30 protein-coding genes are annotated in these 25,013 nt (G+C 57.2%); 2 read left to right on the top strand and 28 right to left on the bottom strand.

The genetic code is table 11. The annotated features are described in order from the left end of the window. Positions 1-130: 130 nt before the first annotated feature. Positions 131-1,138, top strand: a complete 1,008-nt coding sequence (locus DJ70_RS12930) for a tyrosine-type recombinase/integrase (RefSeq protein WP_094533663.1) — start codon at positions 131-133, stop codon at positions 1,136-1,138. Between the two features lie 234 nt (positions 1,139-1,372). Here DJ70_RS12930 and DJ70_RS12925 read toward each other — a convergent pair whose 3' ends face one another. The 18 genes from DJ70_RS12925 to DJ70_RS12845 form a co-directional block, all read right to left on the bottom strand. Then, entirely contained in the window at positions 1,373-1,687 is a 315-nt protein-coding gene (locus DJ70_RS12925; protein WP_143421026.1) for a hypothetical protein, read from the bottom strand. Positions 1,688-1,913: 226 nt separating this feature from the next. Then, positions 1,914-3,341, bottom strand: coding sequence for a hypothetical protein (locus tag DJ70_RS16990; protein ID WP_143421025.1), 1,428 nt, complete (start codon positions 3,339-3,341; stop codon positions 1,914-1,916). 3 nt (positions 3,342-3,344) lie between these two features. Next, positions 3,345-3,995: a hypothetical protein gene (locus DJ70_RS12920; RefSeq protein ID WP_094533659.1), complete on the bottom strand. Its 651-nt coding sequence runs from the start codon at positions 3,993-3,995 to the stop codon at positions 3,345-3,347. Between the two features lie 3 nt (positions 3,996-3,998). Then, positions 3,999-5,216, bottom strand: a complete 1,218-nt coding sequence (locus tag DJ70_RS12915) for a baseplate J/gp47 family protein (protein ID WP_218827810.1) — start codon at positions 5,214-5,216, stop codon at positions 3,999-4,001. A gap of 7 nt (positions 5,217-5,223) precedes the next feature. Continuing rightward, positions 5,224-5,544: a hypothetical protein gene (locus tag DJ70_RS12910; RefSeq protein ID WP_094533655.1), complete on the bottom strand. Its 321-nt coding sequence runs from the start codon at positions 5,542-5,544 to the stop codon at positions 5,224-5,226. Positions 5,545-5,711: 167 nt separating this feature from the next. Beyond that, the gene (locus DJ70_RS16985) at positions 5,712-6,179 is read right to left on the bottom strand and encodes a hypothetical protein (RefSeq protein ID WP_143421024.1); all 468 of its coding nucleotides are present in this window, start codon (positions 6,177-6,179) and stop codon (positions 5,712-5,714) included. Positions 6,180-6,198: 19 nt separating this feature from the next. After that, on the bottom strand, positions 6,199-7,335 hold the full coding sequence (locus DJ70_RS12905) for a hypothetical protein (protein ID WP_143421023.1): 1,137 nt from the start codon (positions 7,333-7,335) through the stop codon (positions 6,199-6,201). Between the two features lie 152 nt (positions 7,336-7,487). Further along, a complete protein-coding gene (locus DJ70_RS16980; RefSeq protein ID WP_143421022.1) occupies positions 7,488-7,928 on the bottom strand; it encodes a hypothetical protein in 441 nt (146 codons plus the stop codon). Continuing rightward, complete coding sequence (locus tag DJ70_RS12895; RefSeq protein ID WP_094533650.1) at positions 7,925-10,222, bottom strand: hypothetical protein; 2,298 nt, start codon at positions 10,220-10,222, stop codon at positions 7,925-7,927. Before DJ70_RS12895 ends, DJ70_RS16980 begins: the two co-directional genes overlap by 4 nt. A 233-nt stretch (positions 10,223-10,455) precedes the next feature. Further along, positions 10,456-10,932 (bottom strand): hypothetical protein, encoded by a 477-nt coding sequence (locus DJ70_RS12885; RefSeq protein WP_094533646.1) that lies wholly within the window; start codon positions 10,930-10,932, stop codon positions 10,456-10,458. Positions 10,933-10,974: 42 nt separating this feature from the next. Beyond that, positions 10,975-11,391, bottom strand: a complete 417-nt coding sequence (locus tag DJ70_RS12880; protein ID WP_094533644.1) for a hypothetical protein — start codon at positions 11,389-11,391, stop codon at positions 10,975-10,977. A gap of 58 nt (positions 11,392-11,449) precedes the next feature. After that, positions 11,450-12,745 carry a hypothetical protein gene (locus DJ70_RS12875; RefSeq protein ID WP_094533642.1) on the bottom strand — a complete coding sequence of 432 codons (1,296 nt, stop codon included), beginning with the start codon at positions 12,743-12,745 and terminating at the stop codon, positions 11,450-11,452. Between the two features lie 34 nt (positions 12,746-12,779). Continuing rightward, positions 12,780-13,292, bottom strand: a complete 513-nt coding sequence (locus DJ70_RS16975; RefSeq protein WP_143421021.1) for a hypothetical protein — start codon at positions 13,290-13,292, stop codon at positions 12,780-12,782. Then, positions 13,289-13,471 (bottom strand): hypothetical protein, encoded by a 183-nt coding sequence (locus tag DJ70_RS12865; protein WP_094533638.1) that lies wholly within the window; start codon positions 13,469-13,471, stop codon positions 13,289-13,291. Before DJ70_RS12865 ends, DJ70_RS16975 begins: the two co-directional genes overlap by 4 nt. Before the next feature lie 14 nt (positions 13,472-13,485). Continuing rightward, positions 13,486-13,788, bottom strand: coding sequence for a hypothetical protein (locus DJ70_RS12860; RefSeq protein ID WP_094533636.1), 303 nt, complete (start codon positions 13,786-13,788; stop codon positions 13,486-13,488). Further along, complete coding sequence (locus tag DJ70_RS12855) at positions 13,788-15,545, bottom strand: hypothetical protein (RefSeq protein WP_094533634.1); 1,758 nt, start codon at positions 15,543-15,545, stop codon at positions 13,788-13,790. The genes DJ70_RS12860 and DJ70_RS12855 overlap by 1 nt, the downstream gene beginning before the upstream one ends. 6 nt (positions 15,546-15,551) lie before the next feature. Next, positions 15,552-15,914 (bottom strand): hypothetical protein, encoded by a 363-nt coding sequence (locus DJ70_RS12850; RefSeq protein WP_094533632.1) that lies wholly within the window; start codon positions 15,912-15,914, stop codon positions 15,552-15,554. Beyond that, on the bottom strand, positions 15,911-16,330 hold the full coding sequence (locus DJ70_RS12845) for a hypothetical protein (RefSeq protein ID WP_094533630.1): 420 nt from the start codon (positions 16,328-16,330) through the stop codon (positions 15,911-15,913). The genes DJ70_RS12850 and DJ70_RS12845 overlap by 4 nt, the downstream gene beginning before the upstream one ends. Positions 16,331-16,368: 38 nt before the next feature. Between DJ70_RS12845 and DJ70_RS16970 the strand changes: the two genes are divergently transcribed. Beyond that, positions 16,369-16,632: a hypothetical protein gene (locus DJ70_RS16970; protein WP_143421020.1), complete on the top strand. Its 264-nt coding sequence runs from the start codon at positions 16,369-16,371 to the stop codon at positions 16,630-16,632. A gap of 67 nt (positions 16,633-16,699) precedes the next feature. Here DJ70_RS16970 and DJ70_RS12835 read toward each other — a convergent pair whose 3' ends face one another. From DJ70_RS12835 to DJ70_RS12795, 10 genes are all read right to left on the bottom strand, one after another. Then, positions 16,700-17,680, bottom strand: coding sequence for a phage major capsid protein (locus DJ70_RS12835; protein ID WP_094533626.1), 981 nt, complete (start codon positions 17,678-17,680; stop codon positions 16,700-16,702). Positions 17,681-17,717: 37 nt separating this feature from the next. After that, positions 17,718-18,131 carry a hypothetical protein gene (locus DJ70_RS12830; protein WP_218827808.1) on the bottom strand — a complete coding sequence of 138 codons (414 nt, stop codon included), beginning with the start codon at positions 18,129-18,131 and terminating at the stop codon, positions 17,718-17,720. A 76-nt stretch (positions 18,132-18,207) separates the two neighbouring features. Then, positions 18,208-18,690: a hypothetical protein gene (locus DJ70_RS12825; protein WP_094533622.1), complete on the bottom strand. Its 483-nt coding sequence runs from the start codon at positions 18,688-18,690 to the stop codon at positions 18,208-18,210. A 23-nt stretch (positions 18,691-18,713) separates the two neighbouring features. Continuing rightward, the gene (locus DJ70_RS12820) at positions 18,714-19,355 is read right to left on the bottom strand and encodes a hypothetical protein (RefSeq protein WP_094533620.1); all 642 of its coding nucleotides are present in this window, start codon (positions 19,353-19,355) and stop codon (positions 18,714-18,716) included. Between the two features lies 1 nt (position 19,356). Beyond that, a complete protein-coding gene (locus tag DJ70_RS12815; RefSeq protein WP_094533618.1) occupies positions 19,357-19,629 on the bottom strand; it encodes a hypothetical protein in 273 nt (90 codons plus the stop codon). Positions 19,630-19,632: 3 nt separating this feature from the next. Continuing rightward, complete coding sequence (locus DJ70_RS12810) at positions 19,633-21,072, bottom strand: phage portal protein family protein (protein ID WP_218827807.1); 1,440 nt, start codon at positions 21,070-21,072, stop codon at positions 19,633-19,635. An 11-nt stretch (positions 21,073-21,083) separates the two neighbouring features. Continuing rightward, positions 21,084-22,784, bottom strand: a complete 1,701-nt coding sequence (locus tag DJ70_RS12805) for a terminase large subunit domain-containing protein (protein ID WP_094533616.1) — start codon at positions 22,782-22,784, stop codon at positions 21,084-21,086. Positions 22,785-22,807: 23 nt separating this feature from the next. After that, positions 22,808-23,020, bottom strand: coding sequence for a hypothetical protein (locus DJ70_RS16965; protein WP_143421019.1), 213 nt, complete (start codon positions 23,018-23,020; stop codon positions 22,808-22,810). Positions 23,021-23,123: 103 nt separating this feature from the next. Further along, on the bottom strand, positions 23,124-23,366 hold the full coding sequence (locus DJ70_RS12800) for a hypothetical protein (RefSeq protein ID WP_094533615.1): 243 nt from the start codon (positions 23,364-23,366) through the stop codon (positions 23,124-23,126). 34 nt (positions 23,367-23,400) lie between these two features. Then, complete coding sequence (locus tag DJ70_RS12795) at positions 23,401-23,889, bottom strand: hypothetical protein (protein ID WP_245810845.1); 489 nt, start codon at positions 23,887-23,889, stop codon at positions 23,401-23,403. Positions 23,890-25,013: the final 1,124 nt, after the last annotated feature.

Raw genomic sequence — 25,013 nt, 5'->3', positions numbered from 1 at the left:
TCGCCACACTCGGCAGGAGAGCCGGAGGAGGGATTTGAACCCTCGACGCGGAGCGGCCCTCCAGGCCGCCCCGCTACCGCCGATCCATCGACGGGCGTGCCTCCAGCAGACCCCGGCAGGAGACCCACCGATGAAACTCAAACCCACGCCGCCGAAAGACGCCGTGAACCGCTACCTCCGAGACGTAGAAGGCCACATCACAGACAAGACCCACTACAACTACAGCACCACCCTCCGCCGCTTCCTCGAATGGTGCGACGAGCGCGGAATCGAGGACATGAACGACCTCGACTCCGAGCTAATCGACCGCTTCAAAGAGTGGAGACTGGAAGACGTGAAGCCCATCACGGCGAAGAACGACATGAACACCGTCCGGAACTTCATCGAATACGCCGCGACAATCCAAGCCGTTCCCACCGGACTCAGCGACCTCATCCGAATCCCCAAAGTCTCCGAAGACGACGAAATCTGCGACGAATACCTCACGCGGCAAGAAGCGAAGTCCATACTCCAGTACCTCTCAAAATACGAATACGCCAGCACGCGTCACGCCGTCATGCTGATCCTCTGGAAAGGCGGGATGCGGCTAAGTGGCCTTCGGGCCTTAGACGTGCGAGACTTCGACCAAGCTCGCCCGGCTCTGGAAATCCGACACCGGCCCGAAACCAAGACCCCCCTCAAGCGGAAAGAGAAGAGCGAACGGGACGTGATCCTCTCACCCGACTCCGCCGAGATAATCTCCGACTACATTAACGACCGGAGAGACGAAACGACCGACAAATTCGGACGAAGGCCCCTAATCAGCACCCGCGAAGGGCGGGCCGCACGGACTACGATCCAAAAGTACGTCTACACGTCAACCCGGCCATGTCACCACAACGGCGGGAAGTGCCCATACAACAGAGACCCCGACACCTGTGAAGCGATCCCGTTCGATCAAGCGAACAAGTGTCCCGGCTCGGTCAGCCCCCACGCCATCCGCCGGGGCTACGTGACCGCCGCCCAAAACGCCGGCCAGCCGAAAGACGTGACCAGCGAACGAGTCAACATGAGCGGGAAGATCCTCGACAAACACTATGACAAAGGTTCGCACGACGAGAAAGCCGAACGTCGTCGAGAATATCTGAAGGATATATGATAAGTTAGAGTCTAAAAAAGAGCCGCCCGAGACTGTCTACACACAGTCCCGGACGGAAATGGAAGCGCACCGGGGGGGTCGGAAAATCGACAGCCCGCCCCCTTACAGCGCGCCCGGTGGAGCTACGGGGCTACCCGCAAGCCGACCAGCCGCAATCCCAGCACGTCGGACACCCGCCGATAGGCTGGACATTTTCAGAACCACACTCTCTACAGCGAGAAGCAAAGCCACCCATCACAGCACCCCCGCCGGAAGCCGAGGGATGATCACGAACGCCGTCAGAAGGAACCCGACCATCGACGCCACCAGCGCGTAGTACGGCTCCTTCTGAACGTGCTTGAGGTGGCCGACTTCCACCTCGGCCGTTCCAAACGCAATCCCCGCAAGGATAATGAACAGCCACGCGGCGTCCTTCCCGCCGGTTAGGGCCGTTGTGAATCCGACAGAGAGACCGATAGCAAAAGCGTGCCATTCAGCCCGCGATGATAGAATCCCATATCGGGGCGTCTCGTCTTCACTACCCGCTCCGAGCCATTTTAGAATACTCATGTTCACCGAACCCCCGGTACCGCGGAGCGTGGGGGGTAATTGTGATACAGAAGCGTTACGCCAATCGCCGAGATGATAGGTGCGACTACCGCACCAAGAGGTATTGTAGAAATCATATGGGTTTATGTCTCATAATATAACATTTCAAATTTCGCGCTCCAAGCGAAGTCAATTGTGCCAAAGTCTACACTATCGACATTGGCAAAACTCGGCAAGGAGTGGGCGGTCAGAGAACCACCTTTATTTCTCCACCTGCGGATAGTGTTACCTCTCCTTCGTAATCGTTGTTCACAATGCCTCCTTTGACTCGTATTTCGTTCGTAATCGCCCCCCCACTAAGACCAGAGAACGACCGCGTTTTTATTTCATCATCATAGCAAAACACAGTATCGTTTATCGTGTCTATCGTCTCCCAATTTCCCGTCTCCGCATTACGTATCTGGACTTCTTGGAGGTCTGCTTGTAATCTATCATTATTACCACCTGCTTCAAGCCTCACGGTACCCGATATATTTCTGACTGAAGAAATGGGGTCGAATCCCGTTTTGATTGGGAACTTTCCATTAGGGTCATTAGTAACGTAGGAACCGAAAAGGTCTGGATCGTTGATGTAGGACACATCTGGTCCCGTTAGTTGGGAAGCATCAAACCCATCTACCGTATCAGCGTTTCCCGCATTATCGGCGTAATCAGCATTAGGAACATCTGCGCTGTTATTGACCCAACTACGGGTCTGAGACTTGGTGTAGTACCTCCCGTCGTGGGTGTGCCCGGACGACGCAAACGAACTCGCGTGGTTTCCGTCGAGGGTGTCCGCGTTTCCGGCCGAGTCGGCGTAGTCGGCGTTCGGAACGTCGGCGTTACCATTGACCCAATTTCGAACCTCGCTTTGGGTGTAGTATCTCCCGTCGTGATTGTGTGTCGGGTCAATCGTTACCGTCCCGTCACCGTCGTCAATCACGTTCAGGTGTCCGGTGAAGTCAATCCCGGTCGAACTGGATACAGCCAGCGAACCATCTTCCTCGATATTCATACCGAGGTCTTCTGCGTGGAAGCCGTCTACCGTGTCGGCGTCCAGACCGCTTCCAGACCCATCGGACACATCAAGGGTAACCAAGCCGCCGAGAGAGACAGAGCCTCCACCAGACAGCCCACTTCCCGCCGCAACAGTCACCGAGTCGTTCGCAAGAGCCGATAGCGGAACCTCTCCAGCAGTCGCGTCCCAAACCGTTGCCGCTCCGTCAACGAGGTCGTTGCCGTCGAGGTCGGCGGTCGCGGCCATGTTGAGCGGCCCGACGTTCTGGGCGGCCTTTCCGTCAAAGTTCAGCGCCCCCTCAAGGGTGTCGCCGTCAGCGGCGAGAAGGCGGTGCCACGAACCAGCCGTTCCATCCCACAGTTTCAGCGCCTCGCTGTCCGTGTCGTGAAACAGGTGAGAAGGATCCGGTGTCGACGGCTCGCTCCCAGCGGTCCCCTTGTCCGTCTCTATCCGCTCGTTCGTAAGCGAGATCAGGTGCTTCAGGTCTTCAATAATATTGTACTTCGCAAAGTTCTCCCACGCGTCTACTGGCTGTTCGCCTTCAAGAACAGAGTAGCCGGTGGGGTATGCTTCTCCGGTGTCGCCCCACGTCTGTAATAGTGTAGAATAATCTGCCATGTGTTATAGAACTCCCGCGTAAGTGCCGCCGTTGTCTTTTGGATCGCCGCTTCCATCAAGCCCGTCATACCCCCTCTCGGGGTCGTGTGCGAACGTTTCGTCGTTGTACGTCTCCGGGCTGATGTACGTGAACGTTCCCTCTTTCAGTACGTCCAGCCGGTAGCTTGCGGGAATTAGCCCGGAAACAATTCGCCCGAACTCGGTATCTGAAAGCGCGATCTGATCGAGTTTCGATAGCGGGACATTGATCCGGGCGCTCCCCCCACCAGCGGTGTACTCCTCGGTGTAGCCAATGTCTTCAATCTCAATGTCCAGAATCGTTGCCGTTGCGTTCAGGAGGTCTTTGACCGTTCCCTGTGAGGTAACTAACTGAAACTCCGCGAGAACCCGCGCCCGGTAATGCTCACGCGTCTCGTCTCGATACGGCCGCAAGTCCACCAGCCGGGCCAATCGCTCCAGTTGATCAACGGTGTCGGCATACTGGACGGTCGTGGCCCGATCGACCGAGGCTATGTCGGCGTCGGTCGCGTCCAGCCGTTCCGCGATCGTTGAGAGAAACTTGTAATTCCCGCTCTCCGGGTCTTTCGGCATGAAGTCGGGGAGTTGGGCCGCCAGCGACTCCTCGGTGGTTTCGTGGTCTAAATAAACACTCATCGGTCACACCGCAGTAATCGTAATCGAGCCGTCCGTCGCGTCCGAAGTCGCAACCTCGGTATCCGCAACAGCGACGTTCGAGACCCCATCCGGAGAAGCCGCCTTCCCGACCCTAAGAGCAGGAACGTCGTCTATCCCGTTAACCGAAAGAACAGCCGACAAGATTTTCGTGTAGATCACGTCGTCACCCACCCGAAGCTCGCCGTCATCGTCTGCTCCGGAGGTAATCGTCCCGCCAATGTACTGTACGATCGCGTCCCGAACGCTGTCGTCGCCTCCGTATTCGTCGTTCGTGGACAGCTCCATGTCGACGAAAATCTGGACGACGTTCGGACGAGAGAACGAAACCGGGTGCGTCTGACCATTACCTATGTCGACTTCGACGGTTACGCTGGTCCCGTGAGCGCCGCCGTGTGTCCCGTCACCGGCCCCTTTTGAGTCGAAAATGGTCTGGCCCACGTCTTGGTCGTCGCCGCCCTCCACGACGCACTCCGTGTGCTGGGACGGGATTCCTGCCGCGTCGGTCTGTTCACCGTCGTTAATGAACAGCGAGACCGATTTGACAGTCGGCATTTTGACCAACTGGTTCCGAATCCCACGAGCCGTTCCCCTCATGCCGTCAGAAAGCTCGTCCTTGGCCCGAGCGCGAAGATCGTCGTCCTCCTCGGCGTCTGTTCCCCCATCGGTCTGGTCTGGATTCGTGACCGCCTCCACCCCCGTAGGCGGATTGGTCATTACAGTCAGCGTGTTCGACCCAACGTTCGCAGAGACTCCAGGCTCGGACGCCCTTACAGGGACACCTGAAACGCTCGTCTGATCGGCAGGAAGTGTGACTGCCTCGGTAGTCTCAAACCGAACCGGATCAACAGCGTCGGTTTGTACCCGCGTCCCTCTCGGGATCGTATAGCTAACCGTCGCGGCGGTCTCCCGACTGAACGTCACTTCCCCGATCGCCCGTGTCGCTGGCCGGCGACGAACGCCAATAAGGGCGGTTAGTAGTTCGAGAGCCTTCCCCTGGGCAAACTCCAGTTGGGCCGAGTCGAGAACCGTCCGTAGTTCGCTTTGGCTCTCCGCCAACAGACGAGACACCGGAATGTAGATAAGTCGTATGACCGCTTCCTCGTCGTCGTTCAGATCTGGCCCGAACACGTCGCGGGCGTTGTTCATCAGAACTTCCAGCACTTCGTCTTCCGCGTCCGGGACGAAGCGCCCGTCTTCCATCGTCATTTTAGTCAGAAATGGGGAACGTGAAGTCGTCTCCCGTGTCGTAGATAATTGTCAAGTTAATCGTGTTCGCCCGCATCCCGTCGTATTCGGTCTGAATCTGAACGACTCGATCTATCTCGGTATACTGCTGGGCAATACGCTGTGCCTGTAGCTCGATCAGTTTCCGTGCGGTTCCCCGGCTCGTGTCCCCAACGACGTTCTTGAAAAATGATGTGACGGAAAGCCGAAGCCGCTGTTCAAACCCCTCTCGGCCCCGGACGAGCGGAAGGTCATTTCTGTCGTCTAATGAGAGATCAAAATTTTCGTTTAGCCCTAAATCCATGAATAATATGAGTACATTATATTGTTAATACAGTGCGCTTAATATGAATCACACTAATAGTGTGGTGTGGCGTTTTGAACTACAGGATCAACTAAAGGGAAGACTGTAAACGGATTTTAACGAGTTCTGCGAGAAGGGCGTCGTTCCAATGTGAACCGCGTTCCTTCTTAGGACGATTTAACGGATGAAGATCCTGTCTCAATCTGTCCGGAGACAGAGGCCCCATCGTAGCCGGTGCCGCTAATGGAGTCTCCCAGTCGGGCAACTGGCTTGAAGTCCCCATTGCTGTCTCCGATCTTAACACTCGGTGCGGTGACTGAGACGTCTCCGTCAGCAGTTACCGATAGATCCACCGTACCGTCTTCTTGAGTCGAGAAGCGTAGCTCGGTTCCCTCATTCAGCTTGATACAGAAGTCCCCTTCTCCCAAGTCTGCGGGAATAGAGAACTCCGGGCTGTTGTGAGGATACCGGGCGTTCGGCTCTCGATTGACGTGGTACACCTCAACCACGTCCCCCTCGTTTGGAACCGCCCACAGCCCCTTCGCTGGGGTCTTGAACGGAATGACCCGCGCCTCTTGTCTCGGTCCAGTAAGAACGCTTACCTTCACCTCGTTGTCGTCGGGGTCAATGAACACCGATGTAACTCGTCCTAATTTAGTTGTCATTTTGGTAAGCGGGTAGGTCAGCGTATTCTTCGTCCTTTTCGGGTAGATACCACACCGACGAGGTGGTGATATTGTCTGGAACCGCGCCGACCTCGGCGGTCACCTTCCAGCCGTTCCGGGTATCTATCCGGTGCTGGACTTCCTCAACGACGAACACGCCGCCGTCCACGTCCTTTGTACAGTATTCACCGATATTGGGTGCTACAACGAGAGTGTCGCCAACAGACATGGTGACCAGCTTCTCCGGCTCCGTAGACGCGAATCCGTTGAGAACGAAATTCCCGTTCCGTTCGGACATAGCCAAGTCGATCAGCCTGTTTCGGGCCGCTCTCTCAAGGGCTTCAGGAGAACGGAGTCGTAACGGTTCGTCCGGGGCGTATGTCCCCCCGTCTTGGCCCTCGATCGTCGCCCGACCGATGGGGTAGAGCGCCTTATTGCCGTCAAACATCCCGTCACCAGTTTTCTGCCACGTCTGCGTTCCCGTGAGGTGGACGTTCGTAATCGGCGTCACGCCCTTCGTGATATTGTAATCGGAAATGACGTAGGGAGACTCCCGAATGTTTGGGGGAACAACGTGTCTGTTGTTGGGTGAGCTTTCGGGACGGCCGACGTACAAGACGCCTTCCTCGTTAACCCACGCCTCAACGCCGTACTCGGCCTCGACTTGTTTGAGAGCGTCATTCGGCGATATGTCCTCAAAGTCAAATCCGCCTTTGTCACGACGAATGAACGTCGCGTCGGCTATCAGGCCAGTCAGAAATGCTCCGGCTGTTTCAACGAATCCGAGAAGCCCGCCATCGTTTGCGTCGACGTCTTCTCCGGCCACCGCCTCAACGTACTGCTCTTTCCAACTTTGTGTTTCGGCGTTCGCCGATTCATCTGGGAACGCATATCCCGTGATCGCGTTGAACGGGTCTTCCCTCTCCTCGACGATAAACGATACAACGTCTTCTAATGAGACTTCATCGAACTTGTTAGAGATAACTCCGCTGTTGAGGATTCTCCGGGCGTCGTACAGAGTCAGCCACGCCTTGTCGTTAGCGAGCCGGAGACTATCTGATTCGTAGATGTAGCGATTCTGAACAACGTCGCCGAACTTGAGCAAGACCGGCTCCTCGACTGCCACCTCGTTCTCGATGGTGTCTCCATCTTCCCGCTTAATGCGGATCTTCGCGTGAGAATACTTCCCTCGCTGAGACCGTGTGGACACCTCATAGAGTCCAATAGCAAGGTCTGAATAGGGAAAGTAAAGCCGGGCTTGACTGGCAAGCGAACACGTCATCGCACGAATCCCAGCCCGACGTTGACCGAACCGGGAACGTCGTCGGTCTCGTCGGTACGGAGCGGTCCTTCGTCGCGGCCGGTCGAAACAAGATTCAGCGTAAACTGAAAGAGATTCTGTCGGGAAACCGGGTCGATCCCATTTGGTCCCTCAAACTCTCCGTCCATGACGCGAACCTCACCGGACCAGCCAGGGGAAACCAAATCCATCGGCTCGTCGGTGTCCAGTAGGCCGTTAAAGGCAGGAAGCTCGGGATCACGAACCAGCCCCGAGACGTGAATTTCCCGATTCTTGCTTCCGAGGTCGGTAATGTCTTCGTTTCCACAGAAGTTATCTTCTCGATCGAGGTTTCGTTCCTTCCCCCACGAAAACCGGCGCGGAACGTAGAACGGAGCAAAATCAACGGGTCCAGATAGTTCAAATGAATCCTGTGTCATTTCGTGGTTTTCTCGTCAATTTCGGCCTGTTCTCCGTACAGCGTCGGGAACTCGTCCTTGAGCCGCTGGTACTCGCTGTGCCCAACATTTCCGTAGATATTGATCTGGGTGCCGCCACCAGCCCCAGCCGGAGCCGGCCCCATGCCACTCCCCCGAGAGGCAGGCACGTTCCTGCCGCCAAGGGCGTCCGAGGCGGTCGAGTCAGATTTGAGTGACCTATACGCTCCGTATCCAACCACGGCTCCGGCCGCCAGCAGAACACCTCCCGTGAGGATGTTCGCTAATGTCGCCTTCGCAATGATCGTGTCCAGGATCCCGGCCGTCCAAGCCAGCACCCCGTTCAGGACACCACCAGCCGTCGCCGCCGCGTATAGACTGGATGCCATTGCCGCAAAGGTCGCAAACCCGGCTTTCGCGGCCACGGCGGCCAAGGCGAAGTCGAGCGCCCACATCGCGGCGATAGCGGCGAGAAGGGCAACCAGCAGGTCGTTCCCGAGGTATTCTGCTAACCGTCCGATGAACGTAAGGAACGGCTCAAGCAGAGCCACGACGAACGCGACCACCTTAGCCAGTTCGTAGATCAGATTGATGATCGAAAGGAACGAGCGGGTAAGCTTCGTCCACATCTCCCAATTCTCGTAGACCTCGTTGGTCATGCGAATCAGGAACCCGATCAACCAATCACCGAACGCCGCCCCGAACGCCGTGCCGATCGCCTGAATCTGCGGGGCCAAGTCGCTTGCGGCCCACAACAGGTCCGAGAGCCATTGAGACGTTCCCTCAAGGGATTCCAGCCACCAAATATCGTAGCCGGTGTCGGTGAGTCCTTGTAGCGGCTCAACCAGCCGGTCCACCATCCTCGGCAGACCGTCGAATAGTTGTGCCGTGAACGGCTGGAAGGCGTTCGCCGCTGGTCGGAGAACGCTGAACAGCTCCTTCTTTAGATTTCCAATCTCTCTCTGGACGTTCCGGAGAGACTCTTCAAGGCTGTCTCCCCAGCCCAGAAGACCTATTCCGCCCATTGCGACTCCCGCCACAGCGAGTGCCCCGAAGGCCGCAACCACGCCCATAGCGGCTCCAGCGAGGGCAATGAGAAGCGGTAGCATCAGCGCGACCAGCTTGTACCACTTCGCCATGTTGGTCGGGAGAATCTTCTTCAGCGTGTCACCAATCCCCTTGAACTGGCGATTTGCGAAGAAATTGGACGTGTCCAACTCCGCTCCGGAAGGCATGGCTCCCCGCGCCCGCGTGAACAACCCATTAACACCGGCCCGAGCGCGACCATACGCCCGCCCGGTTCGTCGGCCGACCCGCTGAGGAATTGACCACGAGTAGTTTCCGCGGGACCCGTCCGGGAAGAACAGGCCCGGATCAAAGCCGCTCGCCTGGAAGTCGAGATCGCCAAAGCGGCCCCCGTTGAAGATCGCCTCTCCCACGTCAATGTTCCCCGTCGCCCGATTGATCGAGCGAAGGAAGTCTATCTCGGCGGCGTTCCGATTGCTGTCCGGGTCACCGAGGCCCGTTTTCAACGGGAAGGAGTAATCGTCGGGATCGATATTCGGCCCGACGCCCTCAAGCTCGTCCAGCGAATCAGTCATCTCCTTCACGCCACGAAGGAAGTCTGTCGCTGGGTCGAGCCGCTTCTTGTCACCAAGGTAGCGGGGTTCCGGCCCCCACTTTTCCCCAATACCGAAATCCCAATTCGACGGTCCAATCCATCCGTCGCGGTCTTTCGCCGGGATACCTCGGTTGTGGGCTTTCGCAACGGCCGGATTAATCAACCAGTCATTGACGGCTTCTTGCTCTTCCGGCGAAAAGCGACGAACTGAATCCGCGTAGTCTCCAGACGACCCCTCAAATCCACGTAGGTTCTCAAGGGTGTGGTCGAAAACATCATCCGCAAGATCAAGACCTTCCAATCCGGTAAGGCCGGCCAAGCCGCTCCCCTTTCCGGGCGGATTGAATCCCTCTCCACCGTTCAGATTCCCGAGTCCACGGAGTTGATCCTTGTCTACCCCGAGGTGGAGGGTTGAAAACATGTCCCCCTCCAAGTCCTCTTTCTGGGCCTTCGCCTTCCCATAACCCCGAGTTTTGAATTTCAGGGTCGCGTTGATGTCTTCCTCTAACTTCTCCAAGCGGGCTTCTATTTCCTCCAGTCGCCCGTCATCAATGTCGAGGTCAACGTTCAGGGTCTTCCCGTCGATCTTCTCTAACCAGGCCTCCAGTTCTTTCAGATCATCCGAGAACTTGTCGATAATCTCAACGGCGACTCTAACTGGTTCTGAATTTGCCATATCTGCGAAAAGTGCGGCGTTACGAGCCGCCGTCGTTAACGTAAGTCACCGTCTCGCCGCCCCCGCCACGGGGCTGACGTAACTGGTTCACTTGTCCGGGCCGCTGGGTTTGACCGGATTGGCTCGCCTGTTCCTGCCGCTCAAGTTCCTTCAACAGAACCATTCGCTGAAACGGCGTCAAGTCCTTCTGGGATTCCACCAACGGAACCCCAGCGTCAAGTAGAGCGACTACCTTAGACGCTTCCCCGGCTTCCACGAAATTTCGTGGCGTCCCGAACATCACCCGAGATTTCGAGAACCTTTCCGCCAAGCTCGACGGAGTAGCCGCCGACCATCATCTTGACCATCTTCCGGGCGTCGTCTTCGTCGTACTCAACAAGATCTCCGTCTTCATCGTAAGACCCCTTGATACCCAGAATTGCCGCTCTCTGGAGTGTAATAACGAACTCCTCGTCCATCTTCGAAATGTCGATCGAGTCTTCGCCATCTTCCTCGGCTTGCTCCTTTGCCTCCTCAACAGCCTCGACGGCCTCCTCCTCGTCAATGCCGATGTGTTCCTTAAGGAACGCCGAGATCGGCAGGAAGTGTTCGTCTGCCAGCGGGGCCAGCGAAGCAATCACTTCCTCGCCCATCATTTCGAGATCGTAGTCTTCGCGGTAGTCACGGCCGCGAACACACATGTCGTACAGTTTGCCTTTGGATGCGCTCATAGTCTCAAAAAGTGTAGAAATTCGTATTCAGTAGCCTATGCTTCAGGCGTCGGTCGGGTCCGTATCGGCGGTCCCGTTACGGGCCTTCTTCATCGCGATAAATTCGAATGAAGTCTCGACAGTCTCGCCGGCAGACATTTCGTAGCCCTCGCTGATCAGGATAATCTCCAGAAGCGAAGACGAACTGCCGTCGTGGTGGGTGATCGTGATCGCGTCCAGAACCCTCGGGATACCGTTCTCGTCAAAGAACTTGTCCTCAAGGTCCAGTTTCTGACCCATACAGGTCATGTCCCCCTCATAGGAGACCTGGTTGATCGCGTACCCATCAGGGAGAGTCTGTCCCGAACCGTAGATCGTGTCCACGTCGACGTTCTTCGTGACGGACAGGCTCTCGACAACGACCTCCTCCTCTCCAACAGTAACAGTAATATCAGCCGCGCTTTCTTTTCGGTTAGCCATAGATGGAAATGATAAAGATTAGTCTCGCAATCGTCCGATAACAGCAGGAAGGCGGCTCTTAGGCCAACGTTCGCTGAACTTCTCCGGCCGCAATCGTGGCGAGAATGTTACGGAGCGGGTCCACCGTGTCAATCCCCACGTCCACCGAAGCGGTCATGGCGTCAACCTTCTCGACGGTCACGCTGTAGTCCAGAATCGAGTTCTGAGTCAGAAGCCGGTCCATCTCCCCACCGATAATCGTCGACAGGGCGTTGCGGGCCGCCTGCGTGTGAAGTTCGCCGATGAACCGCTCCGAAGTGCGGTAGACTACCTCGGTAACGTAGTCAACGATAAGCCGGTGAAGCACCTGTCGCATGGCGTCTTCCTCGGAGTTCTCGTCGCTAACACAGGTCAGGTCTTCCACGATACGCGCCCCACGACTCTCATCAGCAACGGGGACGACCTTCTCGCCGATCAGCTCAAGCTGTTCAGACTTCGAAAGGGTCTCCGAAAGGTCGCGCTGGGTCTGAAGCCGCTTCCACATCGGGCTGTTGTTGATGCCCAGAACCGCCCGAAGGCCGATGTACGACCCAATGATGCTCTCGTCGTCGGCGTTCCGGCTCGGGTAGAGCAACTGGACGCGGGACGAGTCGAACGGGTTGGTGTACCCGGTCGTCGTGAGCCGGGGAGCCGCCCCAGCAACCACGACCGTAAACTCATACCGGCTTTCGTGTTCCTTGGCCTCGTCGTGGGCGTCCGAAACAACATCGCCGTTCTCGTTCAGGACACCAACGAGATCGAGCCGGTCAGCCTCCTCCGAGTACAGGGTCTCGGTCGCGCTCGGGTAATCGAAGTACGCGTAATCAGCCGACCCCGACGTGCTGGGAGCGGCGTCAAGCTCAAACTCTCCAGTCACGGGGTTAACGTACACCTCGTCCGTTCCTGGAGACTTCGTGCTGGGGTCGTCCATCGTGACAACCGCAGTCTTCTCGGTCGAATCAACCGAGAACGAGTACGCCGACGCTTCTTCCGGGCCGGGGGTGTTCTCCAGAACACCGCTTGTGGAACCAAGGCCGGATAGATCCTCTCCGTCCACCGAAACCCGCTCCGGTGCGACCGCGTAGACCGGGTATGCGCCTTCGGTGAGAGCGTCAACACAGTTCTCCGCAAGTGGCGATCCCTCACCGAACCACGTTCGGGCCTTCACCGGAGTCGTGACCGAATAGACCGTGTTTGCTTCCGCCGTTCCGTTCGCTAAGTCTGCCTGTCCGACGAGTCCGACCTGAGCCGCCGCATTGACGTTAACGCCCGCGCTGGACGCAGATTCAACGTTGCTCTGGACTCCCGGAAGGGTAGTGCTTCCAATAGTAACCATAAAAAATTCTAAAAGTTGTTAGTAGAGTTGTTCGCTATACTCCGCTTCCGTCCACGGTGTATTCCGTAGACGTGAGGGCGCTGGCGTCCTGCTCGACCCGGCTTACGTATCTGAACCGAATCGTCAGCCCTCCTTCGTACCAGTCGGGTTCAACCACGGGATTCGATCGCGGCGAGGGGTCACCGATCTCCCACTCAGTTGTGTCGTCGTGGAAAACAGACGCGTCGTACTCATACGGCAGGAAGGCGTCAGCTACGTCAGAAAGCAACACGTCGCGGTCACTCTCATCATACGTGCGGATCGTCACATCCAGTTCCATCAGATGATACCGATGAAGCTCGCGTCCGGTCGCAGTTCCACCCTCATCCCGGACAATTCCGGCGAGTGGGTTCGCGCCATTCTCGCCGAGTCGGGTCGAATCCCAGCCAAGAAGACACAACGGAGGGCCGGCCCCAGCGTCTCCACCACGAGTCCGAACCGGATACGCAGAAGGGAGTGCCGCCTGTAGGTCAGAAACAGCTTTAAAAATGATTTCCTGTTCTTTCACAGCTTGTTAACCTCCTTCGTAATTTCCCGAGCCGTTACGTCGGCGGCGTTGTCCTCCGCCCACAGCCGGGCGTCCCGCATGAAGTGGATCCCCTCAATACCCTCTCTGTAGATTTTGTCCTGTAACCAGAAGGCAAGCTCACGCACCGCTGGGTCAAGGCTGTCTAAATCAACCGTCATCGGCAAGAAGGGGGCTACTCGTCCGTCAATTCAGTATCCGCAACCGCCGGGTGAGACAGGCGCTCCTGTATCAGTCGGAGATGTTCTTCGGGCGGCCTCGGTAACGTCATGGGGCCGTGATCGGCCGTCCACTCTGGACTATCCATTCCGTAGTCTTCCTCGACTTGGAGCGTCCAATAGTTTTTCAGCCGCCTCTCCAGGTTCTCCCAGTCCGGTTCGGGGTGGGTAATCGCGTAGTTGTACGTCTCTCGATCGGGTTTTTCCACGTACCCAATCTCAACCCCGTTCTCGTCATAGAGCCGGAGAGTCCACACCATTATACCTCAACTCCGAGTTCTATCAAGAAGTCTTTGACCTTTTCTGGGGGGGTATGGCCGTCCAGCCACGTCTCAACGAACCACGGGTACAACGCAACCAGATACTCTAGTCGGTCTTCCCATTCGTCCCACTCTCCCCACATGACTTCCTCAAGCGTAGCGAGAGTTTCAGCGGCATTTTGGGCACTATACGTACTCCGAACGAATATGCTGGCGTCGTTTATCTCCGTGAGGTCGCCTTTCTCTCGATAGAGATCGCGCCCAGCAACTGCTTGAAGCCACCAGACGCGATTCGCCGCTTCGTGAAGCCGTCTATACGGCTGGTCCCGTCCTGTTTCGATATCTGGCTGGTAGGACGCAATTCCGTCTTCGCCACCCTCCGCGGCGGAGTATGCGTCTTTCAGCCACCCCAATCCGCCCAGCACCTTCCCGCTGTTATCGTTATCTCTGAACAGCAGTTCCTCGGCGTGGGACGGAAGCTCTGGATCGGCGTTCGTTTGAAGACCAGACGGGTTCCACTCGGAACTCGTTAACAGCGCCTTGTACGTCGAATCTCCGGTTCTTGCGTATCCCAGAACCGAACTAAGACTGTGTTTGGCTTCATGTCCCAACACCATTCGCCGGTCGCTTAAGCTCCAATGAGAGAGGTTCGCAAACTGGTCGTCGGACAGAAAGAGACCGACAAAGCGAGTCGTTCCGTCGAGATCGAGAATCGCACCACCCCGAGTAGGGTTGCTCTGTAGACTCTGATTCGACGGCGAGACGATCGCCTCAAAGTTCCGCACCTGCTCTCGTACAACGGACTTGTCCTTGTACCGATCGAAAATCGGACCAGTCCACAGGTCTCGGGCACTTTCAATAGCAGACGGATCCGGCTCCGTCATGCCGTAGTTCTGTTTGTAGCTCGGCTGGAGCCACGACTGATAGCTGGTGGAAATGAAGTCGTCAAAGTACCCAGCCAGCCGTTCCCGCTGGGTTTCTTCGTCAAGTTCCTCCCACACCTCCGTCGCTATGAGTCGCCACGGTCCAGCCCCGTTATTAGAGAGTTTGAATAAGGAGCCGTCAACGTCGTCTAATTCAAATTTGAACGACTGGTCCGAACTACCGAACGTCTTGATAGTCGCCCGAAGGTACTCCTTCTCGTTCTCGTTGAAGACGACAATTCGCTGATTCGGGTACAGTTCGTCCCCGTAGAACTCCTCGTTCCGACCATGAGACCGGAAGCCGTCTTCTTCAACGTACAGCCGGTCTTCGTCTATCGGAACGCCGGAGTTGCTATCTGAAGACGTGTTAACGCCACCAGACCCGGAAGAACGAGAACTGCCGGAAGGTGCTGGGCCATCAGGATCGAAGAATCCAGCCGGAGGGTCACCGAGATCGTCGGGCCAGTACGACCCTTGTAGGTTCTCGATCACCCACGGAATCAGCGAATCCAGCGGCGGCTTCTTGTCTTTGTACTTGTAGGGGGTATCTCGCTGAACTTGGGTTCCGCTTACCCCTTCCTCCTGATACGGAGCGTGTTGAGCCAAGTTTCGGAGAGACGCAACGGTGCTGTCTCCGAACGTCACCTTGGCGTCGGTGAACTCAGAGATCAGCTCCCGAGTAAATATCGCGTTCTCTGAACGAATCTTCCCTTTCGCCACCTGCCGCATTTCGTCGTTGATGTCGTCAGCCGCCGAGTCAACGCCGTCCTCAATACGACGCTTGATTTGACGGCCGACCTTCTTGCCGTCTACGTCAACGCGAAATGTAACCATGTGAGATTATCCAACAGAAGTTGTCTCTGCCTCGATGTGGGTCGGATACCGAGTCAGCGAATCTATCTCGTAAACAGAAGTTCCGTAAGAGACCCGGAAACCCTCCGAAACCAGCGAATCCGCGATAAAGATCAGAACCGGACTTTCAGTCAAATACCGTCCCCCGGTAACCCGACCTTGGCTTGGGGCCGCTCCCCGCTGGTAGACCCGAACGACCGGCTCCACGGCTTCCTCTTCCCACGAATCTTCCGCCGTCTTGCCGTATCCATCCACCGCGCTGTCGTCGTCAACTGGGCGTAGAATGAGCGCGTCTTCCCCGTATCGGCTGATAGCGACCGAAGCCGCAGTCTTCTGGGCCGGGAGAATCATAGACCGTTAGACGTAGCGGAGTTGTCGAATCCGTAGGCTCGATCGGGCCGGTTCGACTTCGTGTGACCGACCGGAGCGCCGCCGTCCATAGCTCGGTAGTGCTTCCGGAAGTTGTCCATCCAGATACCGTGCCGCTCCGTGAAGTTCGACTGCCGAACGCTCAACTCGGAGATCGAGAACGAAGGGGCGTAGATCTCGCCGGACTTGACCTTGAGAAAGATACACGACAACCAGAACAATGCCCGTTCCGCGTTCAGGTCGTCGTACAAGTCCACTTCCTGGGTTCCTATGTCGGCGAGAAGTTCGCGCTTCGATAGGTCAACGACTTCCTGGAGGTCATCGTCCGAGATAATCGTCACTCCGTAATCGGTCAAGGCCCGGACCTCTGCTTTCAGGGTATTATCGTCAACTGCCATTAGAGGGTAGAAAGCGCCCGCACCAAGCGGTTACGCCAATGAATGAGTGTTTGATCGTCTTCGTAGTCGAACCGCCGAGCGTGGCTGATCGACGTAGGTCCGGTCTCGGGACTCAAAAAGTACGCCGCCCGAATGAGGCCATAGAACCGAACCGCGTCATAGCCGGGGGTTCCCGGTCCAAGATCCGGTTCGTAGCCCACTTCGGCGTACACTTCATCAGCGAACGCCTCGATCTGCTCGACCAGAAACTCGTCAGAAATCTCAGAGTCGTTGTTAAGACCGTGAGCGGCCCGAAGTTCTGACCGCCCCATCCGAATCAGGTCTTCCTTAGAATATTCGTGTGTCATGGGACGGTTTCAGCAACACCGCTTACGCGATGTTGTCAGCGGTGAACTTGACGGCCGCGAGCGGGTCAGCCATTTTCGCGCCCATCCGCATGGAGCCGTAGGCACCGAGAAGGGCCGCCGGGTCGCCGTAGGAGCCACCAGCGCCCCCGATCGGAGCGCCCGTGTTGTCGGTAAGCTCGACGGGGCGCGGGTAGTTCGTCTTAATCGGAGCGCCGTTCATGCCGTTCTGGGAGATAACGTACACGTCCTGTGCTTCGTCACCGTTGAGCCACGCCGTCTGAACGAGTCGAACGCCGTCCTCGATAAGCGTCTGCTCCGGCAGAGCGCCCTCACGAAGCCCCTCGGCCTCGGGGATGTGGTAGTTCTGCCCATCGGTTCGGGCCGCGACCGCCTCGGCCGCAACGTCATGGGAAACGAGCGCGACCACCGGGCGGTAGCCGTGTTCCCGAAGATCCTTGTTCGCCGCGCGGATGTGATCCGAGACCGCGTGGCCGTTCGCGTCACCGAACAGCGCCTCGGTGTCGGCGTAGGTGTGGTTATGGGTGTTCGAGAACGACTGTCCCGCGTAGTCCTGTGGAATGTACCAGAGTTCGGTGCCGTCAGCGACACCGTTCTTGAGAACGTCGAACAGAACCTCGAACTCCTTGTCGTCGGCACCGCGAATCATCGCGGCCATCTCCTCGCGGAGCATTTCCGAGGGGTTGTCCTCGATAAACTCACGCGAGTAGCCAAGCGAACGTCCGTAGGACTTGACCGAGAACGCCATTTGGCTCCGGTCCAGAGTACCCGTGCGGGCGTGTTCCATCTCCGCCAGTTCGTTCCACGTCATGTCGCCCGTGCGGGCCATGAAGACGCGGCTGGAGACCTCCTGAGTGAAGGTAGAAAGGAAGGTCCGGGGTGCCTCCCGGTAAGTCTCAATCAATTCCATACCGTAGCCGAGCAGGTCGGACAGCGGCACGTCGTCTTTCGTCGTCAGTTCGCGCTTCCGCGAAGGGTTAGCCATTTTAGAAAAACCTCAAATAGAAACTGTTAGCAGTCGTTCAGGCCACAACGTCGTAGCCGGTCTCAACGTCGAGGAACACCGCCTCGCCGTCATCCGTCGCCTCGCCGACGACCTGAACGAGATCGCCAACCGCCGAGGGCTTGGTCTGGGTGAAGCCACCACCGGGGCCGAGATAGACAGGCTCGCCGGGAGTGAAGCCCCAATCCTCGTCGGCGTTCTCCAGAATGACACCGTACTTCACGACGGCAATACGCGTATCGCCGACAAGCTCGCGCTCGCTCTCAACGATAATACGAAGTTCCTCGTTCGGGAAGTCGGCGGGGTCGGTGACGGGAGCCGCAAGGACACCAGACGCCTTCTGGGCAACCCCAGAGTCGGCGTCGGCGGCCACCCAATCCCCGTCTGGATTCATGCCAACGAGATCGCCTTCCTCGCCGGCAAGCTGGGACACGGCGGCGTCACGGTTGATAGGCTGTTCAGCACCAGTCGCAATGCGAATGTGGGCCATTGAAAATCAGATAGAAAATTTAGTAATCGCCCAGAACGGCCCGAAGGTCGCTCTCGGCCTGCTCGCGGAACTTCGTCTTGGTGTCCTCGGGGACAGTAGCGCGCTCCGGCTTGTCGGCGAAGGTCGAACCCTCGCTCTCCTCGGCATCGTCGTCAGCGGCCTCGCCGACTTCCGTAGCCAGCGAGAAGGCCCCGAGGGCGTCGGCCTTCGAAATCAGTTCCTCAAGGGAGAACCGCTCGGCCACTTCATCGGCGTCGAACAGGGGACTCTCCTCGGCGACGACCTCCGCGAACTTCTCCTGGAGCGCCCCGGCAGTCTCGGCGTACTCCGAAACCTCCGCCTCAAGGCTTTCCACCTTCTCGCTGAACTCGTCTCGGTCGGCCTCCACGGCCGAAAACTCCTCAACGTTCTCCTCGTGCTTCTCCATGAACTCGTCGAGGGTCGAACGAAGATCCGCTTCGTCCAGATCCTCAACGGGCGTGTCAAGACTGAACTCGTACATAGTAAATCAGTAGTAGATAATTGTCAGATTTTCCGGGCCAACAGTCGACTCTCGCCCCAAACGGGGGTCATAGATTGGCCGACTACCTCGGAAAAGGCAGGCGTCAGCCCACCGTTGTCGTACCCGGCCGGGAACGGAGTCAAACTAAACTCCTGAAGCCGGGCGTCAACGAACACCGGGTCTTCCCCGCGCTCGCTAGGTCGCTCGACCTCGATCGTCCGGGGGTCGAACCCAACCGATCCGTCGCTGATCGCGGGCGGGTCGTGGGTAAAGTCGTTAATCGTGTCCGTCCGAATCTGAGAACCAGTATTCGGAATGTGAGCCATCACCCGCAAGAACCCGTCTGAGAACCTGACGTTCTCCGGGTCAATCCAGCCGACGTTCGCTCTCTGGGAGCGCGAATGGTCGAACTGAAGCGGAAGACGTCTTCCGTAGTTGTGACGAGAAACGTTCTGGAGGAACGAATCGGTCACTTCCACGCCGCGTCGGACGCCCGGCTCCATCGCCGCAAAAATAACATCAATAGAACCGTCGTCGTGTTCCCGAACCCCGTGCTTGTTGAATCCCTCGTCAAGCGAATCAACGACCGTCTCCGGGAGCGAGAACGTAATGTTCCACCCCACGCTCGCCTCGTCGCCTTCTTGCTGTTTAACGTCGCTATCCATGTTAGAATATCCGTATAAACCCGCCTAACTTCGCCATGACAGCGGCGACAAACGAACCAAAGCCGAAAGTGATCGCATTGATGATAGTCGTATTTCGTTGTATCCTGTCGTCGTGTTCAGAGAGCCGAACGTCCTGCTCTTGAACCCGCCCGTCCATTCGTTCGATTCGACTGTCTATACGCTCGGTTCGCTCATCCAGCCGGTGAAGGATAGCCGATTCTTCCTCCCGCTGTAATGCCTTGAAGTCAAACGGATCTCTCTTGTCGTTTGACATCTCTTATGCTTCCGTCTGGGCTTGCTGATTGCGGCTGTTGCCTCCAGAAGTATCTCGCTCCGGATTCTGTCGGGTCTTCACCTCACCACCTGCCGACTCGGCTCCACCGCCGGTATCGGTCGGGTAGCCACCATCGGGGTTCTGAATGTTATCCCCCTTCCCGGCGAGTTGCTGGATCTTGATGATATGCTCGTCCAAATCCCCCTCCTGGGGAAGCTCCGTTTCTGGGTCAATTCCTATTCGCTCGGCGGCGGCCTCGAAAGTGAGTAGACCATTGTTCACCAGTTTGATCGCCATGTCTGTGTCCAGCCGCTCCTCCTCGCTGGAGTGCTGGCCGAACTCAAAGTCGGGCGGTAAAACGTTAGCCTCCGCAGGGTCCGAATCTCCCGCAAGGATACTAACGAAGATCTGGTGGCGAATGGCTGACTTGATGATACGCCGGTATCGCTGAATCCGCCGATCGAACTTCGGCATGACCGCGACGGCCTCGTTCTTCGTCTCGTCTCCGGTAATGTTGCCCAGGAAGGCAGGAAGGCCGAGAGCCGTGAAGATACGACGAAGTAGGTGGTGGAAGACAGGTTCCAGCCGCATAGCGCCGCTGGTAGACGACGTGCTGGTAACGCCCACAATATCGTGGTCAACGTCGTGGCCGACCGCCAGCATGGACTCCGGCTCGATCTCCGAAACCGTATCGAGCCAGCCGTCAATCTGATCCTGCGTCCACGGGCGTTCGTCCGACCCGAGCTTCCAAATCACGGGCGGATAGGCCTTGGTCGCAATAAACCGGGCCATGTCGATTTCCATGTCCCGGAGCATATCCGCCTGCTCCTCACACCGCTCGATCAGACTCCTTCCGAAGTCCTCGCCAGGGTGCTTGTGGAACGAGAGTACCGCGAGATCGTATGGCTTGAACTTGATCTCGTTGCCGGTCGGAGGTTCAAGGATATACTCAACCGGGTTCCCGAACTTGTCGGCCTGAATCTCCATCAGCTCGGTCGGCAGAACCTTTGGCTTGAACACGTCGTCCTCGACGACAATCTCCAAGAACCCCGTTCCGTCAACCAGAGCGTGCCATACCCATTGAAACAAGACCTCTTCAAAGTCCGACGACTCCACCAACTGCTTCATCGGAGCAACGTCTTCCGGTGTCTGTTCCTCGTCGGTCCCCACGATGTTCGCGGGTGCTATGTTGTAGCCCGAACCAACGAGGTAATCGACCAGCGTATCAATGGCCTCCCCAACGTGGGGATCGGTATCGGCGATAAGGCGGTACTCCGCTATCTTCGCTTCCGGGGCCTCGGATTCACGGGGCTTCCCTCCCTGCCCCGAAGCCCGCCTGACAACCGCTTTGGGCGAATCGAGCGCGAACTGTCCAGGATACTCTTGTCCCGGCAGAGTGCCATTACTGGCCTTTTGTAGTATTTCGTCCTGAATGTCGCCCATGTAGAATAGATTTAGCGCCGAGAGTGGCGCGAGCTGTAGTTAGAACCGCGTCTGTACCCACCGCCTCGTTGTCGTACCCGAGCCGCACCGCACGCCCCGGACGCCGGCTTCGCGGCGGCCTGTTTTGGGTCCGGTCGCGGTGGCTCCGACCCTCCACCGCTTTCAGCGGGTTCTGGAGCCGCTGTCGAACGCTGATCAGCGTTCCGTCCCGGCGCGACCGCATAACCAGGCGGGAAGGCCCCTAACACAGCCGCCATAGCCGTGTCGTCCTTCCCCGTCTCGGAGTTGTCCTTCCCAGAAAACTTGGGAACGGACCAATCCTCCTTCTTCTCCTTGATGATAGACGATAATTCGTCTTTCAAGCGGTCATCCGGAATCAGAGAGACACGCCCGTTCCGCAGGGCGCTGTTCATGTCCCCCATCATCTCCTCGACCTTCCGCTTGTCAGAGAAGTTGAAGCCGACCACCGCCCGGCCGAGCTTGGCCGTCAACTGTCGATCGAACGTCTCCCCCGGACCCGTCCGGTCTAGAACGACCAGATCCGCGTCCATCTGCCGGAACACGTAGGCTATCCGAGCCACCACCTGCTCCGCGTTCGCCCGATCCGGATTCTGGAAGCCGTGGTCTCCAAGCAGATCGTCGGTCACTACCTCCGAGTAGCGGTGAAGACGTCGATCGTCAATGTGATCGAACACCTGAATCACCGTGTCGTCGTGGCTGATGCCAATGTCCACCCCGAGAACACGAAGATCCGCCCTATTCGGGACGTTGAGGCCGGTGAGGAACGACGCCTTCTCGCCGCGCTCCATCGCCCCCTCAATAGATTCGACCGAAAAGAACCGATACTCGTCCACAATCGGACGACAGAGATACTCTTGTCCGAAACCCTCGGGATCGGCCGCTCTCTCCTCCTCGATCCGCTCGATGTTCATGTCCGGCCGCACCGGCCGCGTCTCCTGTTGCGTCAGCGGGGTGTGAACGTCGATCTCCTCGGCGTTCCAGAACGACGGCTGTTCGATCGAGATAACGCCAATCCGATTGCCGTCTTCGTCGTACCCATTCGGCGACCCGCGTCTGTGGGTAGACATGAATAGGTCGTTCTCGACGTTCGGCGTCGAAACTTGGACCATCTTACGGCCCTTCCCGAGCGCGAGGAACGCACCAAACGCCCGCGAGACTTTCTCTTGGTTCTCAATGAAGGCCATTTCATCAAGGAGAACGGCTCTTGCGGAGTCGTCTCCCCGAGAGGCGTCGGGATCGCCGGAATACGCCTTGTACTTGGAGCCGTTCCAGAGGATAATTTCGTCCCGATTGTCCTTATCGGTCGGAATCTCGACTTTCGCGTTGTCGATCAGCTTCTGAATGTCGTTGATTCGGTTGGTGGCCTGCTCGAACTTCCGAGAAACGATAGGATAGACCGAGTTCGGCACCAACATCCCTTCCAGCAGGAAGGCGACCACGTAAACGAACGAATAGCCGATACGCCGGCCCTTGTAGTTGTTAATCGTGTCGGCGTCCCCGTAGAAATAGGCGTGAATGGCCTTCCTCTGGGTGTCGAACAGCTCCAAATCTCGGATCAGGCCGGAATCCATGTCCTGAATCTGGAAAATGTCCTCCGCCAGCCGATCAGGACGCCCCTGCCAACGATCCTCGATAACGTCTTCCTCGACGCCGAGTTGGTCGGCAAAGTCTCTAAGAACGTCCTGATTCATGTATTAGTCTCGGATTTTCTCTATTACTGCCAAGAATCGAGATCGCACGCGGCTTCCTGGTCAATCTGAATCCAGCAGTCGTCGCGCTCGTAGCCGTTTCCGTGCCACATCACGACCACCACAGGACGCTCGTGATCGGCCATATAGCTCTCATCTTCCGGAGTGACCCGGAATACCTCAATGTCGGCCGGTTTCTTCAGGCCGTCCCGTGGACCCGCTGAGGAAGTCGTCGCCATCAGCGGTCCCCGCACTCTCCCGAGTCCCCGGCTGGGGCCTCGGCTCTGCCTCGGCAGAACGAAGCCTGCGGGAACGCGTCGACGAGAAAAATAGCCGCGCTACTCACAGGGAAAACACCTCTCGGCCGTTCCCTTTCGAAATGAGTAACGCGTCCTGTCCGTGAGCAGAAGATCGGTCTTCCGGAAGGGCGACTACGTTGTGCGTAATCCACCCATCCGGGTACAGCGGGTAGCGACGACCGCCGACGAAAGCGACCGGACTCGCGTTGCCGGTCTCCCCCACCAGTTCGTCGTACACGTCATCCTGAATGATAGCACGCTTCCCGCCGTATGTGGTAACCTCCATCTCTGGAGCCAACCAATATCCTGCCGAGAACGACTCAAGCCGCATCCAGATCGTCCGGATCCCACGCGCCGGGATCGTATTCCGTGTCGGCGTCGGCAATGAGAGAAGCCCCGACCTCGGCAAACGACTTCATCACGTCCGTCGCGTCCTGTGCCTGCTCGTTCTTGAGCCGCTTCTTCCGGGAAATCCCCAGATTATCCTCCATCCGCATGATCAGCTTCCGCTGTCTCTGAAGCATATCCGCGAGATAGTGCGGAACGTCTTCGAAGTGGACAGACCCATCCGGGCCAAAGACCTTCTTCTGATTGTCTTCGCCCTCCCGAATCAGGAAGCCCTCTGCCCGCTCCGCACGGACGATCTCGACAGCGAGCGCGTGAAACTCGTAAGCCGCAAGCGGGTCGTCGTCAAGATTCACGTCGTAAGCCACCGGCCACTCCTCCACGATCCACTCGTAGAGTTGTCGATCGGCGTCCGAGAAATCCTTGACCAGATTCTCACGCTTTGCGTTCATTCCGTGCTTCATATTTGCTAAAGGGTCCAGATTGTCGGTGTTCCCGGTAGCCATGCCACCGTGGAACTTACAGCGATTCTTACCGTGTACTAAATTTCGTGAATAGCAGTATCGAGTCGGTCCATCGTACTCCTTCGGCTGGCGAGGAATCTTGGAAAGACAGAAGCTCTCCTCGAAGTCGTAAAGCTGGCCTCGGGTAGACTGCTCAAACTCTCGGCGCAGTTCCCGCAGTTCTTGTTCTGTCTTACCAGTTACTTCCTTTGAGGCCATTGTATGTGGAATCCGAAAAAGGAGAACGAGATCGCCCGAACCGTAACCCAACCACGGACCCGATCTATCCAGAAAAATCCGAGTTCTGCGAGAACGCGACTACCCAACCAGAAAAAGAGGAAACGAGGCTGGAAGACCGCTCTCCGAACTCGGAGTCAAAAGAAAATCCGAGAACAGGGAGTCGATCGGGTCCTATACCAGACTCCCTTTGCTCTCACTAATAGTAATAGACGACCATTTATATAGGGGGTCGGGTGTTTATATACTACCCTCCCAGAATCAGACAGGTTACTCAGGAATATCACTCAGGACACGGCAACTGCTTCCCCTAACCACTCGGTCAGGCGTCTCATGCGCGCCGCTCCGTTGCTCTTATCACTTCTCGCTGGTTAAAACCACACGGGGGATTCTTACTCTGGTTGGGTAGGCCCCCCAATTGGGTTTGGTTGACACTAAGTTCGTCAGCCCACATCGGGTTCGGGTTGAATCGTGGTAGGCAAGCGGTGTGCCCCGGACCCGATTTCTCTCAAAGAATTGAGCGATGACTTCAACTACCGTTTTGGGTAGGTACTATTTTCGCTAACTATATCCCCTGTTACGCAGTATCAGGATACTGTCCCCCATGCGGAGGCCTCGTGGTAGGCAACCATTTTGGGGACCTCCGCTGGGGGACATCCAATTTAGTTTTACTCGTAGGATAAATCCCAGCATTTAGATCGACAACTCTGTCTTTCATCTGAGACCGTTGGTCGCTGAGGCCCGCGTATGGGGCATTATCGCACATTCCCACAGAATGTTTAACACAAGTGAAACTCAACCTGTAAATGGAAGGGAAGAGTCACACGCTCCCTTCCCCCCCTAATGAC

Origin of the sequence: Halorubrum halodurans (genome assembly GCF_002252985.1) — an archaeon.
Taxonomy (GTDB): Archaea; Halobacteriota; Halobacteria; order Halobacteriales; family Haloferacaceae; genus Halorubrum; species Halorubrum halodurans.
Note: the sequence above shows the minus strand (reverse complement) of the source record. Positions and strands in the feature narration are given on the sequence as shown.

What these genes read in the sequence shown, in the direction of transcription:
- DJ70_RS12930 (WP_094533663.1), top strand. Translation starts at nt 131, where the DNA reads ATGAAACTCAAACCCACGCCGCCGAAAGACGCCGTGAACCGCTACCTC.
- DJ70_RS12925 (WP_143421026.1), bottom strand. Translation starts at nt 1,687, where the DNA reads ATGAGTATTCTAAAATGGCTCGGAGCGGGTAGTGAAGACGAGACGCCC.
- DJ70_RS16990 (WP_143421025.1), bottom strand. Translation starts at nt 3,341, where the DNA reads ATGGCAGATTATTCTACACTATTACAGACGTGGGGCGACACCGGAGAA.
- DJ70_RS12920 (WP_094533659.1), bottom strand. Translation starts at nt 3,995, where the DNA reads ATGAGTGTTTATTTAGACCACGAAACCACCGAGGAGTCGCTGGCGGCC.
- DJ70_RS12915 (WP_218827810.1), bottom strand. Translation starts at nt 5,216, where the DNA reads ATGGAAGACGGGCGCTTCGTCCCGGACGCGGAAGACGAAGTGCTGGAA.
- DJ70_RS12910 (WP_094533655.1), bottom strand. Translation starts at nt 5,544, where the DNA reads ATGGATTTAGGGCTAAACGAAAATTTTGATCTCTCATTAGACGACAGA.
- DJ70_RS16980 (WP_143421022.1), bottom strand. Translation starts at nt 7,928, where the DNA reads ATGACACAGGATTCATTTGAACTATCTGGACCCGTTGATTTTGCTCCG.
- DJ70_RS12895 (WP_094533650.1), bottom strand. Translation starts at nt 10,222, where the DNA reads ATGGCAAATTCAGAACCAGTTAGAGTCGCCGTTGAGATTATCGACAAG.
- DJ70_RS12885 (WP_094533646.1), bottom strand. Translation starts at nt 10,932, where the DNA reads ATGAGCGCATCCAAAGGCAAACTGTACGACATGTGTGTTCGCGGCCGT.
- DJ70_RS12880 (WP_094533644.1), bottom strand. Translation starts at nt 11,391, where the DNA reads ATGGCTAACCGAAAAGAAAGCGCGGCTGATATTACTGTTACTGTTGGA.
- DJ70_RS12875 (WP_094533642.1), bottom strand. Translation starts at nt 12,745, where the DNA reads ATGGTTACTATTGGAAGCACTACCCTTCCGGGAGTCCAGAGCAACGTT.
- DJ70_RS12865 (WP_094533638.1), bottom strand. Translation starts at nt 13,471, where the DNA reads ATGACGGTTGATTTAGACAGCCTTGACCCAGCGGTGCGTGAGCTTGCC.
- DJ70_RS12860 (WP_094533636.1), bottom strand. Translation starts at nt 13,788, where the DNA reads ATGGTGTGGACTCTCCGGCTCTATGACGAGAACGGGGTTGAGATTGGG.
- DJ70_RS12855 (WP_094533634.1), bottom strand. Translation starts at nt 15,545, where the DNA reads ATGGTTACATTTCGCGTTGACGTAGACGGCAAGAAGGTCGGCCGTCAA.
- DJ70_RS12850 (WP_094533632.1), bottom strand. Translation starts at nt 15,914, where the DNA reads ATGATTCTCCCGGCCCAGAAGACTGCGGCTTCGGTCGCTATCAGCCGA.
- DJ70_RS12845 (WP_094533630.1), bottom strand. Translation starts at nt 16,330, where the DNA reads ATGGCAGTTGACGATAATACCCTGAAAGCAGAGGTCCGGGCCTTGACC.
- DJ70_RS16970 (WP_143421020.1), top strand. Translation starts at nt 16,369, where the DNA reads ATGAATGAGTGTTTGATCGTCTTCGTAGTCGAACCGCCGAGCGTGGCT.
- DJ70_RS12835 (WP_094533626.1), bottom strand. Translation starts at nt 17,680, where the DNA reads ATGGCTAACCCTTCGCGGAAGCGCGAACTGACGACGAAAGACGACGTG.
- DJ70_RS12825 (WP_094533622.1), bottom strand. Translation starts at nt 18,690, where the DNA reads ATGTACGAGTTCAGTCTTGACACGCCCGTTGAGGATCTGGACGAAGCG.
- DJ70_RS12820 (WP_094533620.1), bottom strand. Translation starts at nt 19,355, where the DNA reads ATGGATAGCGACGTTAAACAGCAAGAAGGCGACGAGGCGAGCGTGGGG.
- DJ70_RS12815 (WP_094533618.1), bottom strand. Translation starts at nt 19,629, where the DNA reads ATGTCAAACGACAAGAGAGATCCGTTTGACTTCAAGGCATTACAGCGG.
- DJ70_RS12810 (WP_218827807.1), bottom strand. Translation starts at nt 21,072, where the DNA reads ATGGGCGACATTCAGGACGAAATACTACAAAAGGCCAGTAATGGCACT.
- DJ70_RS12805 (WP_094533616.1), bottom strand. Translation starts at nt 22,784, where the DNA reads ATGAATCAGGACGTTCTTAGAGACTTTGCCGACCAACTCGGCGTCGAG.
- DJ70_RS16965 (WP_143421019.1), bottom strand. Translation starts at nt 23,020, where the DNA reads ATGGCGACGACTTCCTCAGCGGGTCCACGGGACGGCCTGAAGAAACCG.
- DJ70_RS12800 (WP_094533615.1), bottom strand. Translation starts at nt 23,366, where the DNA reads ATGGAGGTTACCACATACGGCGGGAAGCGTGCTATCATTCAGGATGAC.
- DJ70_RS12795 (WP_245810845.1), bottom strand. Translation starts at nt 23,889, where the DNA reads ATGAAGCACGGAATGAACGCAAAGCGTGAGAATCTGGTCAAGGATTTC.